We start from the raw sequence: 15241 nt of genomic DNA, 5'->3' as shown, positions 1-15241 counted from the left end.
ATGGCATGAATATCGACACGCTGGAACAGAATTTACGCAAATTGGTGACAAATCCTGACCCTGATCAGTTTCTGTATGACTTGTTGCTGGCGTATGAGCAGCCGCGTGCGTCCATCACCCGTTTGCAAAAGGGCGATTACAACCTTGCCAAACGTGGCACTGATGTGTTGTGGAAAAAGAAAGTGTATTTCAGCCATGAGCGCCATTCGGATTTGCACGCGCTGATTGATGCTATCCAGCAAGACACCGCGATTACGCGCCACGCGCCGCGCTTTTTAATCGCGACCACTATGCAGCATTTGGTGGCAGTGGATACCAAAACGCAGGATACGCTGGATATTGAACTGGTGGATTTGCCCAAGCATTTTGATTTCTTTTTGCCCTGGGCGGGGATGGAGAAACAGCAATTCCAAAGCGAAAATCCGGCGGATGTGAAAGCAGCGGAGCGCATGGGGCGTTTGTATGATTTGATTCATGCGGATAATAAGGCGTTTGATCGCCATGCCTTGAATCTGTTTTTATCGCGCTTATTGTTTTGCTTTTTCGCGGAAGATACCGGCATTTTTAGCGATAACCAGTTTACCAATGCGGTGGGGTCGCACACGGCGGACGATGGCAGCGATTTATCGAATTATTTACACAAGCTGTTTCGGGTATTGGCGTTGCGGGAACGCGGCGAATTTCCGGCGTTTTTGCAGGCGTTTCCGTATGTGAATGGCGGCTTGTTTGAAAAGGATTATCCGGTTCCGCAATTCAGTGCCAAATCGCGCAAGCTGATTTTGGAATGCGGGGCGTTGAATTGGAAAGCGATTAATCCCGATATTTTCGGCTCGATGATTCAGGCGGTGGTGCATGATGAGCAGCGTAGCCACATGGGAATGCACTACACCTCGGTGGTGAATATCATGAAGGTGATAGAACCGCTGTTTTTGAATGAATTGGCGGAGGAATTGGGGAAGGCTGCGGGCAATGAGGGCAAGCTGGTTAAATTGCTGGATCGGTTGTATCACTTGCGGATTTTTGATCCGGCGTGCGGGTCGGGGAATTTCCTGATCATTGCGTATAAGGAATTGTGCAAGCTGGAGATTGCGATTTTCCGCGAATTGCAGGCGTTAAATACCAAGTGGAAAACCGCAAAATCCGGCATCCGTTTGACGCAATTCTACGGGATCGAATTGGACGATTTCGCGCACGAAACCGCCAAGCTCTCCCTGTGGTTGGCGGAACACCAAATGAACATGGCATTCCGCGAAGTCTTCGGCGATGCCAAGCCTACGCTGCCGTTGCAAAGCGGCGGCAACATCGTTTGCGGCAACGCCACTCGCCTCAACTGGGAAACCGTCTGCCCCAAAGACCCCGCCCACGAAACCTACATCCTCGGCAACCCCCCCTACCTCGGCTCAAGTATGCAATCTGCCGAACAAAAAGAAGATATGGCAACCGTTTTTAAAGGAATAAAAAATTATAAGAACCTAGATTATATTGCCTGTTGGTTTTTATTGGCATCTAAATTTATTAGCAATGCTAGTACTAGATCTGCATTTGTATCTACAAACTCTATAGTTCAAGGTGAGCAGGTTGTACTATTATGGAGTCCTGTTTTTTCTCTTGATATTGAAATATTTTTTGCACATCAATCATTTAACTGGACTAATAATGCAAAAGGCAATGCTGGTGTTACCTGTGTTATTGTCGGACTTAGAAAAACATCATTAAAACAAAAGTTCTTATTTACGAATGGGATTTGTTCCGAAGCAAATAATATAAGCCCTTATTTAATAAAAAGTAAAAATCAAATTGTATCTAAGAAAAATCTGCCTATATCAAATTTTCCTGTAATGACTTATGGCAGCAAGCCTGTTGATGGAGGATTTTTATTATTGGATGATGTTGAGAAAAATAAATTGCTTTCGCTGAATCCTGAAGTCAAGGAAATGATTAAACCATTTATGGGAGCAAGTGAATACATAAGAGGTTTAAAAAGATTTTGTTTGTGGATAACAGATGAATCACTTTCTCAAGCGAAATCTATTGAGTTCATAAGAAAAAGGATGCTTTCTGTAAGAGAAACAAGATTGAAAAGCAAAAAATCATCTACAGCCCTTTTAGCTGAAACACCTCATTTGTTTGGTGAGATACGTTACCAAAATAAAAAATCGTTAATCATTCCAAGCGTTTCATCAGAAAGAAGGGAATATATCCCCATAGGCTTTTTAGAAAAAAACGTTGTTATTTCAAATAAAGCGATGGTTTTGTATGAGCCACCAACACATATTTTTTCTATCATTTCATCAAGAATGCACATGGTTTGGGTGCGTACTGTTGGTGGACGAATGAGAGAAGATATTAGTTATTCATCAGTGCTTTGTTATAACACGTTTCCGTTTCCTGATATTTCGGCAAAGCAAAAAGAGAAGCTGGAAGATCACGTCTTCCGCGTCTTGGATGAGCGCGAAAAACACCCCGAAAAGACGATGGCGCAACTCTACGACCCCGACAAAATGCCCGCCGGTCTGCGCCAAGCCCACCAAGACATGGACATCGCCATCGAACAATGCTACCGCGCCAAACCCTTCACCAACGACGAAGAACGGCTGGAGTATTTGTTCACGTTGTATGAGGAGATGATCGCCAAGGAGAAAGCGCGGGGATGACGTATAATGACGTAGAAGAACCCCTCACCCCCTAGCCCCCTCTCCCTCAAGGGGCGAGGGGGAACAAGAAAAGAACCTTCTTAGCCCCTCGCCCCTTGAGGGACGACGCTGAAAGCGGCTGGGTGCGGGGATAAGCGGCGCAGCCGCTGAATAACAGCACAAGGAACGAAAATGAAAAGACTACCGGTTGGCATTAGCACCCTTGCTGATTTTGTCTACGACAACTACCTCTACGTGGACAAGACCCCCTATGTCCGGCAACTGGTCGAATCGGGCAAATATTTCTTTCTCTCCCGCCCGCGCCGCTTCGGCAAATCGCTGCTGGTCGATACTCTCTACCAATTATTTCAAGGCAATGAGGCATTGTTTCGCGGCTTACACATCCACCCGCATTGGGACTGGTCGGTGTCATATCCGGTCATCAACCTCAACTTTGCGTCTGGGGACTTCACCAGTCGCGCGGGGCTGGAACGGCATATCCAGCATATCCTGCGGATTAACCAAGAGCAGTTAGGCATTCAATGCCCCGATTCTGACGATATAACCAGTTGTTTTAGCGACATCATCCGCGCTGCTAAAGCCAAATACGGGCGTAATGTGGTGATACTGATTGACGAATACGACAAGCCCATTCTGGACAGTATTGAAAGTTCTACCGCAATTGCCACTGAAATGCGTAATACCTTGCGCAGCTTTTATTCGGTGATTAAAGGGCAAGATGCCAATATCCGCTTTGTTTTGCTCACGGGGGTTAGTAAATTCTCCAAAGTTTCGCTATTCAGCGGCTTGAATAACCTTAACGACATTACCATTGATGCGCGTTACAGCGCCCTGTGCGGCTACACCCAAACTGAGTTGGAACACACCTTCGCCGATTACTTGCAAGATGTCGATTTGCCCACGATGAAACGTTGGTACAACGGCTATGGTTGGCTGGGTGAGCGCGTTTACAACCCGTTTGATGTGCTGCTGTTTTTGGATAAAGGTAAAAAATACCTGCCGCATTGGTTTGAAACAGGTTCGCCCACGTTTCTGGTCGATGTGCTGAAAAAACGGCGTTTCCATTTGCCCGACCTCGAAGCGGTGCGCATGGATTACAAAAAACTGGGCGATTTTGACGTGGATCGTCTGAATATCGAGACGTTGCTGTTCCAGACCGGCTATCTGACCATCAAACAGGAGATAAACAATGGTGAAGGGCGAGCGCCGGATTACTTGCTGACTTACCCCAACCTTGAAGTGCGCTACAGCTTAATGAGCTACTTTTTGGACAATTACCTCACCGATACCTCTCACTCATTAGGTACGGTGCGCGATGCCTTGTATCAGAGTGATTTGCCCGCGTTTGAACAACATATCCGCAGCCTGTTTGCGAATATCGCTTACGAAAACTACAACAACAACCCGATTGCGCAATACGAAGGCTATTATGCGGCGGTGATCTACGCCTTTTTGTGTGCGCTGGGCATGGAAACACAGGTGGAAGTCAGCAACAATCAGGGGCGGATTGATATGGCGATTCGTTTTGTCCGCCCCGATGGTTTGCGGCAGGTTTACATCATCGAATTTAAAATGGTCAAGGGTATAGAAGGCGACGGTAGCGCGATGCAGCAAATCAAGGAAAAGGATTACGCCGCGCCGTATCGGGATGGGCAACACCAGATTATGCTGCTGGGGATGGAATTCAGCGAACAGGCGCGTAATCTGGTTGGTTTTGAGTGGGAGTCTGCAACATGAAAAAACTACCGATTGGGGTGAGCACCCTGCAAAAAATCAGGGATGATGATTGCGTTTACGTCGATAAAACCCCGTATGTGCAACAGTTAGTCGAATCCGGCACGTATTACTTTCTCTCCCGCCCGCGCCGCTTCGGCAAATCACTGCTGGTCGATACCCTCTACCAATTGTTTCAAGGCAATGAAGTGCTATTTCGCGGTCTGCACATCCACCCGCATTGGGATTGGTCGGTGTCATACCCCGTGATTGCCATCAGTTTCGGGGCGGGGGAATTAGCCAGTCGTGCGGAATTGGAACGGCGCATCCGGCATATCCTGCGGGTCAACCAAGAGCGGCTGGGTATCCAATGCCCTGATCAGGAAGACGTGACCAGTTGCTTTAGCGACCTTATCCTCGCTGCCAAAGCCAAGTACGGGCGCAACGTGGTCGTGTTGGTCGATGAATACGACAAGCCGATCCTCGACAATATTACCAACAGCGCCGTGGCGGTTGAGATGCGTAATGGCTTGCGCAACCTGTATTCGGTCATCAAGGATAACGATGCCAGTATCCGTTTCGCACTCCTCACGGGGGTTAGTAAATTCTCCAAAGTTTCGCTATTCAGCGGCTTGAATAACCTTAACGACATTACCATTGATGCGCGTTACAGCGCCCTGTGCGGCTACACCCAAACTGAGTTGGAACACACCTTCGCCGATTACTTGCAAGATGTCGATTTGCCCACGATGAAACGTTGGTACAACGGCTATGGTTGGCTGGGTGAGCGCGTTTACAACCCGTTTGATGTGCTGCTGTTTTTGGATAAAGGTAAAAAATACCTGCCGCATTGGTTTGAAACAGGTTCGCCCACGTTTCTGGTCGATGTGCTGAAAAAACGGCGTTTCCATTTGCCCGACCTCGAAGCGGTGCGCATGGATTACAAAAAACTGGGCGATTTTGACGTGGATCGTCTGAATATCGAGACGTTGCTGTTCCAGACCGGCTATCTGACCATCAAACAGGAGATAAACAATGGTGAAGGGCGAGCGCCGGATTACTTGCTGACTTACCCCAACCTTGAAGTGCGCTACAGCTTAATGAGCTACTTTTTGGACAATTACCTCACCGATACCTCTCACTCATTAGGTACGGTGCGCGATGCCTTGTATCAGAGTGATTTGCCCGCGTTTGAACAACATATCCGCAGCCTGTTTGCGAATATCGCTTACGAAAACTACAACAACAACCCGATTGCGCAATACGAAGGCTATTATGCGGCGGTGATCTACGCCTTTTTGTGTGCGCTGGGCATGGAAACACAGGTGGAAGTCAGCAACAATCAGGGGCGGATTGATATGGCGATTCGTTTTGTCCGCCCCGATGGTTTGCGGCAGGTTTACATCATCGAATTTAAAATGGTCAAGGGTATAGAAGGCGACGGTAGCGCGATGCAGCAAATCAAGGAAAAGGATTACGCCGCGCCGTATCGGGATGGGCAACACCAGATTATGCTGCTGGGGATGGAATTTAGCGAACAGGCGCGGAATTTGGTCGGGTTTGAATGGGAACAAGGGGCTTAGAAAATGAAATGTTTAATGGTACGCCAACCGTGGGCAAGTCAAATTGCCGATGGCAGCAAGACCGTGGAAATCCGCAGTTGGCACTACGCCCACCGAGGCGATTTGCTGATCGGTGCCAGTAAGAACATGGCAGGGCAACGGATGCGGGATGGCACGCTTTACCCCTCTGGTATGGCAGTCGCGCACGTCAAGCTGGTGGATTGCGTACCGTTTAATGCCAAACTACACGGCAAAGCCGCAGGCTGTGACCGCAACACCGCGCAAGATTGCGAAGATTCCGGCGATTGGGCATGGATTTTGGCGGATGCGCGTGCCATCGAACCTTTCCCCGTCAAAGGTCAGGTCAAACCGTTTGAAGTGGATTACCCACCAAGGGAAGAAAAGAAACCCCTCCCTACCGTCGCTTCCCAGCGTTCCTCTCCCACCAATCTCGTCAACGTCACCTACGCCCAAACCGGCAACAGCATCGCGCTTGACCGCATGGGAATGCGTGAAATGCAAGCCAAGGCGTTTCAGGCGCGTGACGCGCAATACCTGTTGCTGAAAGCTCCGCCAGCCTCTGGCAAATCCCGCGCCCTCATGTTTCTGGCACTGGATAAACTGTTCAATCAAGGCGTGCAAAAGGTGATTGTCGCCGTGCCGGAACGTTCCATCGGTGCCTCGTTTGCCAGCGCTCGCCTGAGCGCCCACGGGTTCTTTGCGGATTGGGAGGTGAATGACGCTTACAACCTGTGTACACCCGGTGGTGAGTCCAGCAAGGTCAAAGCTTTCGGCAAGTTTTTGGATGACACGGCGGCGACGATTTTGATTTGTACCCACGCTACCTTGCGTTTTGCCTTTGATGCGGTGGAAGAAAGCCGTTTTAACCGCGTGTTGCTGGCGATTGATGAATTTCACCATGTATCGGCGGATGCCGATAATCGCCTTGGTGAAGTGTTGCGCTCGGTGATGAGTCATACCACCGCGCATATTATCGCCATGACGGGTTCGTATTTCCGTGGGGATAGCGTGCCGGTGCTGCAAGCCGAAGATGAAGCCCGTTTCAGCAAAGTGACTTACAACTATTACGAGCAATTGAACGGTTATACCCACTTGAAAACGTTGGGGATTGGCTATCATTTTTATCAGGGGCGTTACCTGAGCGCGATTGCGCAGATTTTGGATACGGACAAGAAAACCATTTTGCACATCCCCAATGTCAACGCGGGTGAGTCGACCAAGCAAAAGCATGATGAGGTGAATTACATTCTTGATGCTATCGGTGAGGTGGAAAAGCAGGATTCCGCGACGGGGGTGTTATTCGTGCGCCGCAAAACCGATGGCAAGGTTATTAAAGTGGCGGATTTGGTGAACGATAATCCCAAAGACCGTGACAAGATCGTGGCTTACCTGCGCACTCTCAATAGCCCCGATGATATGGATCTGATCATTGCGTTGGGCATGGCGAAAGAAGGTTTCGACTGGCCTTTTTGCGAACACGCGCTGACGGTGGGTTATCGCGGTTCGTTGACCGAAATCATTCAGATTATTGGGCGTGCTACCCGCGATAGCCCGAACAAAACCCATGCGCAATTTACCAACCTGATTGCGCAGCCGGATGCAGCGGATGGCGAGGTGAAGCTGTCCGTCAATAATATGCTGAAAGCGATTACCGCCTCGCTGTTAATGGAACAAGTGCTTGCGCCTAATTTTAAATTCAAGACTAAGCACCCCGATGATACGCAAACCCCAGAAGTGGGGACTATCCACATTCGCGGTTTCAAAGAGCCGACCTCTATGCGGGTGAAAGCGATTGTTGAGTCGGACTTGAACGATTTGAAGGCGAGTATTTTGCAAGACAGTACCTTGCTGAAAGTGCTGCCCGGCGAGTTTATTGACCCGGAAGTGATTAACAAGGTGCTGATTCCACGGGTTATCCGCACCAAATACCCCGATTTGAACGATGAGCAAGTCGAGGAAGTGCGCCAACACGTCGTAGCGGATTCCGCTATCAAAAACGGTGAAATCAAGGAGGTCGGCGATAAGAAGTTTGTGCGCATGGCGGGCAAATTTGTCAATATCGAAGATTTGCACATTGACTTGATTGACCGCGTAAACCCGTTCCAGAAAGCCTTTGAAGTGTTATCCAAATCGGTGACAGCATCTTTGCTCAAAGTGATTCAGGAAACCATTGATGCGGGGCGCATTCAGATGACCGATGAAGAGGCGGTGATTTTGTACCGTGACAGAATCGGCTCATTTATGCAGCAACACGGGCGTGAACCGCATATTAATGCTTCTGATCCACTGGAAAAACGCATGGCGGAAGCGTTGGTTTACCTACGCAATAAACGCCGCCAGCACCAAGCCCAACAAGCAGCACAGGCAAATCCGGCATGATCGACTTTGATAAGGAAATGCAAGCCATTCTGCACAATGACCCTCTGGGATTGTTAGCGGTGAAGCCCAATGCCAGCAACGGGGTTTCCGCTGATGAACGTCTATTAGCGGCATTTGAGGAAATTAATACCTTCTTTGAGCAGCATGGGCGTGAACCTATCGCCAGTCGGGATATTCAAGAGCGCAAGCTATACAGCCGTTTGCAAGGGTTGCGTGATGACCCTGAAAAGGTCGTTTCCCTACAAGCTGCTGACCGTTTTGGTTTGTTGGCGGGGATTACGCTCCCTAATATGCCCACCATTGAAACGGTCGCGGATGTTTTGGATGACCCGCTGGGTTTATTAGGGGGCGTATCCGCCGAGGAAACGGCTGCGGACAGTATTTTGCAATTGCAGCATATCAGCGTAATACCCCGCGCCAGCAGTGCGTATGTTGCCAAGCGTAAGCCGTGTAACCCGGCTGAGTTTGCGGCGTATGAAGCCGAGTTTAAGCAGGTACACCGCGAATTAGCCGCAGGGAAACGCAAACTGTTGCCTTTCACGGATAAGGGCGAGCAATTGGTCGATGGCGCTTATTATGTGTTGAATGGCATTTTGCTCAAAATGGTGAGCGTCCACTTCACTTCAACAGAAAAAACGGTGAATGGCAGGCGTTACCGCAAAGACGGGCGCACGTATTGCGTGTTTGAAAACGCTACGGAATCGAACATGCTCTACCGTTCCCTAGCGAAAGCGCTGTATCAGGAGGGTTATATCGTCACCGATACCGAAGCGGAAACGCACGCCCGTTTTAGTGCGGGCTTTGCCGGAGTCAGTGAAACCGGCACACAGACTGGGGTGATTTATGTGTTGCGCTCTTTGAGTTGCAATCCGGCTATTCTGGAATTGCCTTATCTGCACAAAATTGGTTTTTCCAATCAAGCACTTACCCAGCGTCTGAAAAATGCAGTGCAAGAGCCAACCTATCTGCTGGCGGAAGTCGAGGTGCTGGCGGAGTACCAGACTTATGACCTGAATCCGCAAAAGCTGGAATGGCTCTTGCACACCCTGTTTGCCGAGGCTTGTTTGAATCTGGATATATTTGATGCGGCAGGGCAGCGGCATAGCCCACGCGAATGGTTTGTGGTGCCACTTAAGGTGATTGATCAAGCAATTCGCTTATTGCTGACGGAACAAATTGCGCATTACCAGTATGATACGACCGAGCAGCGCTTGGTGTTGCGTCAATCTACAGCCCGGTGAGTAATTGTTCCCGCAGTTTCTGCGCAATCGGCTGCTTTTCTGCTAACCAAATCCCGAAATACACTTCAGCGAATTCAGCGGATTTCACCCGCGTCATCACCTTGCCATTCAACAGCAAGCTGGTGGTTTGCGCTTTTGCGTCATAGCACATCTGGTAAATATCGCCCACCTTCACATCAGCATACGCCGCATGAAGCTGATCTAATTGTGCTTGAACTTGCGCCAAGGTTGCCGCGTCATGTTGGCGTTTCAGCACGGTTTCGGCGGCAAGCGTGAATTTGTCGGCAGTCAATTCCACCGCGTAATCCAGCTTCAAGCAGCGCGAAACCCCTGCATCCAGCACCGTAGCACGACTCGCATCAGGGCTAACCGACAATTCCGCGTCGTACACTTTGATCATGCCAAGGTAAAGTGCTTCGCCTTTGCCTGCGGTTTGCAAGCCAGCGGGAACAGCCGCCGCTACTGTCAGCGGTAAACAGCACAATGCCAGCAATAAACTTTTCCGTAACATCTCGCTACTCCTTACTTTTTCTGAAATGCAATCGTCACTTCACCCAAGGTGAAACCAAATTTGCTCATTTTCGCACGGTTCAGCAATACGCCATCGGGTTGCAAATACATCCAATCATCGAAATGCACCTGCCAGACTTTGCCATCTACTGGCAGATTCAAATCGTATTGCCAATTGAGCGCATTACCGTAAGCCACACCCTGCGCTTCGCCGACCACATCCGCCGCTCGCCCGCTGTAACGGTGTGCGTCTTGTTTGCGGATGTACCAAATGCGTTGGGAGATTTCGCCGTCGTTCCACACGAAATCTTCAGTCATCACCAATTCGCCATCCTTGTTGACCTCGCCTTTGATGTCGACCACGAACTGGCGTTTCAACGCACCGCTACGATCCTGAAACACGCCCCAACCACGGGTATTGCCCTGAAAATAGGCAAATAGATCCAGCTTTGGTTCAAACGCGGCGTAATCTTCAATCTTCATGCTGCTGCACCCGCTCATTGTGAAAAGCAGAAGGGCGAGCAGAATAGAGCGCATTCGCATAACTCATCTCCCAATAATCCCGAAAATCGACTTCACTGAAAGGAAATCGCCACATGCGCCAAATCACCCAGCTTTTCAGCAATACAGGCAGTCCGGCGTACAATAAAGCCATGGTTAACAAGGTTGTATCGCTTTGCAGGGCTGCATCTTGCGCAAAGCCCGCCCAATCCAATAGCGGAAATGCAATCCCCACCGCCAAAGCCAGTGCTAATTTCGTCAGCAATCCCCACAAACCAAACAGCAAGCCGGTTTGCGGATTGCCCTGATGTTCCATTTGCTGAGCAATATCCGCTTGCATTGACGCAGGCAACGCCACATCAGCCCCCAATGCCAAACCACTGACAACACAGATGGCGAGAAACCCATACACATCGCCTGCGCCCAAAAACGGCACCCACGCAAACGCTGCCACCGACAACACAAGAGCCAATACCCACGCCCGACTTTTGTCGATGCGACGGGCGAGCCACAACCACAGCGGGAGACCAACAATACCGCTGAGGAAGTACACCATCAGCACCGTGCCGACCTGTTCAGGCGCGTGCAACACATGGGTCACAAACAAAATGAACAAGGTAGCAGGCAGGGCATTGGCTAAACTGTTAATAAAATAAGCGGGCAGCAACTGGCGTATCGCGGGATGTGCTGAGAGAATGCTGCCCACCTTGCGCAAGGGCGCGAACCGACGCACTTGGCGGCGTTCCACCAACCATACCAAGGCGGGAAAAAGGCTCAAGGGCAATAACACCCACAATAATTTGGCAAGGGTGTCGAGCGTGAGTGCAATGTTATCCATTGCGCCGATCAAAAACGGCAAGCTAATCACCACCACCGTACCGAGGATAGCAAACACCTCACGACTGGCGGATAAAGCACTTTTGCCGTGGTAATCGTGGGTCATTTCCGACCCCCACGCTTGCCAAGGGATGCTGATCAACGTCCAACCCAAATACGTGACCATTGACCAAGTAAACAAATACAGCCCATCGACATTACCGACAGGGCGCAACAAATAATCCAACCCTACCAGTAATAACGGTGTTCCCAGTAAAATGAAAAATTTACGCCGACCAATACGGCTGTTTACCTTGTCGTTTGCCCAGCCAATCAACGGATCAGTAATGACATCAAAGCCGCGTGCCGCCAGTAGTGCAACGCCAATCACCGTCAGTGACAGATGCCATTCTTGTGCATAAAACGACGGCAAATACACGTACAATGGTAAGCCCAACATCGCCAGCGGCAGCCCCGGTAAGCCGTAAAACAGCAATTGGCGATAATGGGCGGCTTTCATCATGACAAGGGTTTCTCCAGCGTTAACTGAATCACGTCGATGCGTTCCTCGTTGAAACCCGCTTCGCAATACGCGAGGTAATAACGCCACAAGCGTTCAAAGCGTTGGTCATACCCCAGCGGGCGTAGCGTTGGCAGGGCAGCGATGAAGCGTTCATCCCATTCACGCAGTGTCCGCGCATAATCCTTGCCAAAACTCAGTTGATTAATCTGCTTGAGGTGACTACCCGCCACCAGTTTTTCGAGGTTGGCAGGGTTTGGCAACATCCCGCCGGGGAAGATGTAGCGTTGGATGTAATCCGCCCGCGACCGGTAGGTTTCAAACCAGTCATCGCCAATGGTGATGATTTGCAACACGGCACGTCCGCCCGGTTTGAGGTGACGTTGCAACGTTTGGAAATAGGTTTCCCAATACTGTTCACCCACCGCCTCGAACATTTCAATCGAGACAATGTGGTCGTAAGTGCCTTCCAGGTGGCGGTAATCGCGCAATTCCAGCACGGTTTGTTCGCCAAAATGTTCCAAACGCTGTTGCGCCCAGGCCAATTGTTCGCTGGAAAGGGTAATGCCGTGCACTTTGCAACCCTGTTCGGCTGCCATTTCCGCGAAACCGCCCCAACCGCAGCCGATTTCCAGCACGGTTTGCCCTGCTTGCACCTGCAATTCATCCAAAATGCGTTGGTATTTGGCACGTTGCGCTTGTTCTAGGCTTAAGTCTGGGGTGGTGTACAACGCTGACGAATACGTCATGGTGCTGTCTAGCCATTCGCGGTAGAAATCGTTGCCCATGTCGTAATGGTGGGCAATGTTCTTGCGGCTATTGCGGACACTGTTGCGGCGCAGTTGGTGAAACCAATTCGCAGGTTTGCGTAGCAGCTTGCGGCTATCCAGTGTATTGCCGAATTGCTCCCAATTGCGTAATAACAGGGTCAGCAGATCCGCTGGGTGGTCGCTTGACCAATCGCCCGCAATATAGGCTTCACCAAACCCTAAATCGCCTTTGGTCAAACATTTCAGCGCAAGGCGCAAGGGGCGGTGAATGTGAATGCTGGCGTGCAATTCGTCGGAATGCCCCAGCACGTAATACTCGCCATCCAAATGAATGCTGAGCCGCCCGTATTGAATGCGGGCAAACGTTGCCAACAGCCAGCGTTTCAGCGTGGGCAAATGATCAAAACTGGGCGCTAATGGCGGGTTCAGGGTGGTCTCTAAGGGCATTAGGTTACGGTCTCCGTTGGGGGCGCAGGCTTGCGATAGAACTTGCCGCCTTTTAGCCAGATTTTCAGGGCTTGCCAGTGAATCAAGGTCATGACTTTGAGTGTCATAAACGGAATAAGTGCAAATTGCCGCAGCAAAACGCCAGTGGTAAACGGCTGGCGTTGCCCTTGTTGGCTGGCAATCAGCGCCAATTCGTCGCCCTCGTATTCGTGGATCAGAATTTTTACCGTGTCAGCCGGTGGATGGATGAAAAATTCATACTGGGCTTCCATCCCCATGAAGGGCGACACATGAAACACTTTCTGCTTGCTGCCGGTGACGATGGCGGCATTAGCGGCTACCGGTAGCAAATAATGGTGGTGTTCACCAAAGGTATTGCGCACTTCGCAAATCACCGCCAGCAAGTTGCCCGCCGCGTCATGGCAGAACCACAAACTCAACGGGTTAAAGCCATAACCCAAGATACGTGGGAAACACAGCAATTGGATGTTGCCAATCGCAGCGTCAATGCCATTCTCGCGCAATAAGGTTTCCGCCCAGCCGCGCCAAGCACTGCCGTCGCGTGCGCCGTGGTCACGCTGGTAAAGGCTGAACAGGTTGAAACGGTTGATGGAAAACAGTGGGTTACGCCCGACTTCATCCAGCCGGTCGATGTCCACTAACAAACTAAAAACGCGATAGCTGAAACGGTAACTCACCGGAAAACGCCTGCTGTGCATGACTGTTGAGGGAAAGACAGCCGCAGGTGCAAGTGTATTCATGGTATGACCGCTCCAGCTATCGACAACGGAAGCACAGGCTGAGGAGTCGTCGTTTCCTGTGCTTTGACCCAAACCGGGGTAACGCCGAAATCTGCACAAACCTTCACCGCCGAGGCGATGGCATCTTCATGGAAGCCGTAGCGGTGGTAACTGCCACAAAACCACGACTGCTGTTGCCCTTGCAGGCTGGCAAGTTGCGGCTGCGCGGCGACGGCGGCTTGGTCGAAGATCGGGTGTTCGTAAGTCATTTCGGCAATGATGTGTTGGTCACGCGGCAACTGATACGGGTTGAGGGTGACGAAATAATCGGTGCTGGTGTCCAGCCCTTGCAGGTTATTCATCCAATAGGTCGCAGTCATTTGTTGGCGAGCGTTGGCGTATTCTGGCTGGCTGGTGGCGAGATAATTCCAGGACGACCACACTTTGCGATTGACGGGCATGAGGTTTGCGTCAGTGTGCAAATAGGTTCGATTTTTTTCGTAGCGGAAACAACCGAGGATGCGTTGCTCTTCTGCGCTGGGTTGGGCGAGTAGAGCAAGTGCTTCGTCCGCGTGGCAGGCAAAAATCACCGCATCAAAGTCGTGTTTGGCGGTGTCGGTAAAGACGCTGGCTTGCGTGGTGCTGCGCTCTACTCGTATTGCGCCGGATTGAAGGGTGATTTTGTCGCCCATTTCGGCGAGAAGTTTGCGCACATAAAAAGAACTTCCTCCGCAAACTGTCCGCCATTGGGGACGGTTGTGGAGATCAATCAAACCGTGGTTGGCGAAGAAGCGGAGGAAGCTGAGCGCGGGAAACGTGAGCATGGTGTCAACCGGGCATGACCAAATCGCCGCACCCATTGGCAACAGGTAATGTTCGCGCATATCGCGGGAAAACTGGTGCGCGTCGAGCATTTCACCCAAACTCATGGCGGTGACAGCGGCAGGGTTTTCGAGCAAGCGGTGCGCGACTTTGTTGAAACGCATGATTTCTTTGAGCAAACGCCAGTGACTTAAACGGAATAGGTTTTTGCGTTGTGCAAACAGGGTGTTGAGGCTAGAGCCGGAATATTCCAATTCGCCCTGATTCAGCGAAAACCCGAACGACATATCGGTGTCGCGGGTTTCAATGCCGAGTTGTGCGAATAACCCAATCAGGTTGGGGTAGTTGCGGTCGTTGTAGACGATAAAGCCAGTATCGACGGGGATCTGGCGGTCTTGTTCGGGTACGTCGATGGTGTGGGTGTGCCCACCGATGTAGGCGTTTTTTTCAAACAGGGTGACGTTGTAGCGTGGGTGTAACAGCCATGCGGATGCAAGTCCTGTTATACCTGAACCAATAATTGCCACACTTTTCTTGTACATATT

General features: G+C 50.5%; 11 protein-coding genes. 5 read left to right on the top strand and 6 right to left on the bottom strand.

Annotated elements, in window-relative coordinates; all coding sequences use genetic code 11:
• Nucleotides 1-5 precede the first annotated feature (5 nt).
• The 5 genes from QJT81_11560 to QJT81_11540 all read left to right on the top strand — a co-directional run bounded on the left by QJT81_11560 (nucleotide 6) and on the right by QJT81_11540 (nucleotide 9570).
• A complete protein-coding gene (locus tag QJT81_11560; GenBank protein ID WGZ92514.1) occupies nucleotides 6-2654 on the top strand; it encodes an N-6 DNA methylase in 2649 nt (882 codons plus the stop codon).
• Nucleotides 2655-2825: 171 nt separating this feature from the next.
• Nucleotides 2826-4391 (top strand): AAA family ATPase, encoded by a 1566-nt coding sequence (locus QJT81_11555; protein WGZ92513.1) that lies wholly within the window; start codon nucleotides 2826-2828, stop codon nucleotides 4389-4391.
• Nucleotides 4388-5950 carry an AAA family ATPase gene (locus QJT81_11550; GenBank protein ID WGZ92512.1) on the top strand — a complete coding sequence of 521 codons (1563 nt, stop codon included), beginning with the start codon at nucleotides 4388-4390 and terminating at the stop codon, nucleotides 5948-5950. The genes QJT81_11555 and QJT81_11550 overlap by 4 nt, the downstream gene beginning before the upstream one ends.
• A gap of 3 nt (nucleotides 5951-5953) precedes the next feature.
• Nucleotides 5954-8329 carry an ASCH domain-containing protein gene (locus QJT81_11545; GenBank protein WGZ92511.1) on the top strand — a complete coding sequence of 792 codons (2376 nt, stop codon included), beginning with the start codon at nucleotides 5954-5956 and terminating at the stop codon, nucleotides 8327-8329.
• The gene (locus QJT81_11540) at nucleotides 8326-9570 is read left to right on the top strand and encodes a GIY-YIG nuclease family protein (GenBank protein ID WGZ92510.1); all 1245 of its coding nucleotides are present in this window, start codon (nucleotides 8326-8328) and stop codon (nucleotides 9568-9570) included. Before QJT81_11545 ends, QJT81_11540 begins: the two co-directional genes overlap by 4 nt.
• On the opposite strand, the gene QJT81_11535 is transcribed toward QJT81_11540, so the two are convergent.
• From QJT81_11535 to QJT81_11510, 6 genes are read right to left on the bottom strand one after another with little or no spacing between them, the layout of a single operon-like run.
• A complete protein-coding gene (locus QJT81_11535; protein WGZ92509.1) occupies nucleotides 9557-10081 on the bottom strand; it encodes a chalcone isomerase family protein in 525 nt (174 codons plus the stop codon). The two genes, QJT81_11540 and QJT81_11535, sit on opposite strands and share 14 nt — an antisense overlap.
• A gap of 11 nt (nucleotides 10082-10092) precedes the next feature.
• Entirely contained in the window at nucleotides 10093-10563 is a 471-nt protein-coding gene (locus QJT81_11530; protein WGZ92508.1) for a DUF3833 domain-containing protein, read from the bottom strand.
• Nucleotides 10553-11920 (bottom strand): MFS transporter, encoded by a 1368-nt coding sequence (locus QJT81_11525; protein WGZ92507.1) that lies wholly within the window; start codon nucleotides 11918-11920, stop codon nucleotides 10553-10555. Before QJT81_11525 ends, QJT81_11530 begins: the two co-directional genes overlap by 11 nt.
• On the bottom strand, nucleotides 11917-13134 hold the full coding sequence (locus tag QJT81_11520) for a cyclopropane-fatty-acyl-phospholipid synthase family protein (GenBank protein WGZ92506.1): 1218 nt from the start codon (nucleotides 13132-13134) through the stop codon (nucleotides 11917-11919). The genes QJT81_11525 and QJT81_11520 overlap by 4 nt, the downstream gene beginning before the upstream one ends.
• Nucleotides 13134-13895, bottom strand: coding sequence for a DUF1365 domain-containing protein (locus tag QJT81_11515; protein WGZ92505.1), 762 nt, complete (start codon nucleotides 13893-13895; stop codon nucleotides 13134-13136). The genes QJT81_11520 and QJT81_11515 overlap by 1 nt, the downstream gene beginning before the upstream one ends.
• A complete protein-coding gene (locus QJT81_11510; GenBank protein ID WGZ92504.1) occupies nucleotides 13892-15238 on the bottom strand; it encodes an NAD(P)-binding protein in 1347 nt (448 codons plus the stop codon). Before QJT81_11510 ends, QJT81_11515 begins: the two co-directional genes overlap by 4 nt.
• Between the last annotated feature and the right edge of the window lie 3 nt (nucleotides 15239-15241).

It is taken from the genome of Candidatus Thiothrix putei (assembly GCA_029972225.1).
Classification (GTDB): Bacteria; Pseudomonadota; Gammaproteobacteria; order Thiotrichales; family Thiotrichaceae; genus Thiothrix; species Thiothrix putei.
Note: the sequence above shows the minus strand (reverse complement) of the source record. Positions and strands in the feature narration are given on the sequence as shown.

What these genes read in the sequence shown, in the direction of transcription:
- QJT81_11545 (WGZ92511.1), top strand. Translation starts at nt 5,954, where the DNA reads ATGAAATGTTTAATGGTACGCCAACCGTGGGCAAGTCAAATTGCCGAT.
- QJT81_11530 (WGZ92508.1), bottom strand. Translation starts at nt 10,563, where the DNA reads ATGAAGATTGAAGATTACGCCGCGTTTGAACCAAAGCTGGATCTATTT.
- QJT81_11525 (WGZ92507.1), bottom strand. Translation starts at nt 11,920, where the DNA reads ATGATGAAAGCCGCCCATTATCGCCAATTGCTGTTTTACGGCTTACCG.
- QJT81_11555 (WGZ92513.1), top strand. Translation starts at nt 2,826, where the DNA reads ATGAAAAGACTACCGGTTGGCATTAGCACCCTTGCTGATTTTGTCTAC.
- QJT81_11540 (WGZ92510.1), top strand. Translation starts at nt 8,326, where the DNA reads ATGATCGACTTTGATAAGGAAATGCAAGCCATTCTGCACAATGACCCT.
- QJT81_11510 (WGZ92504.1), bottom strand. Translation starts at nt 15,238, where the DNA reads ATGTACAAGAAAAGTGTGGCAATTATTGGTTCAGGTATAACAGGACTT.
- QJT81_11560 (WGZ92514.1), top strand. Translation starts at nt 6, where the DNA reads ATGAATATCGACACGCTGGAACAGAATTTACGCAAATTGGTGACAAAT.
- QJT81_11520 (WGZ92506.1), bottom strand. Translation starts at nt 13,134, where the DNA reads ATGCCCTTAGAGACCACCCTGAACCCGCCATTAGCGCCCAGTTTTGAT.
- QJT81_11535 (WGZ92509.1), bottom strand. Translation starts at nt 10,081, where the DNA reads ATGTTACGGAAAAGTTTATTGCTGGCATTGTGCTGTTTACCGCTGACA.
- QJT81_11515 (WGZ92505.1), bottom strand. Translation starts at nt 13,895, where the DNA reads ATGAATACACTTGCACCTGCGGCTGTCTTTCCCTCAACAGTCATGCAC.
- QJT81_11550 (WGZ92512.1), top strand. Translation starts at nt 4,388, where the DNA reads ATGAAAAAACTACCGATTGGGGTGAGCACCCTGCAAAAAATCAGGGAT.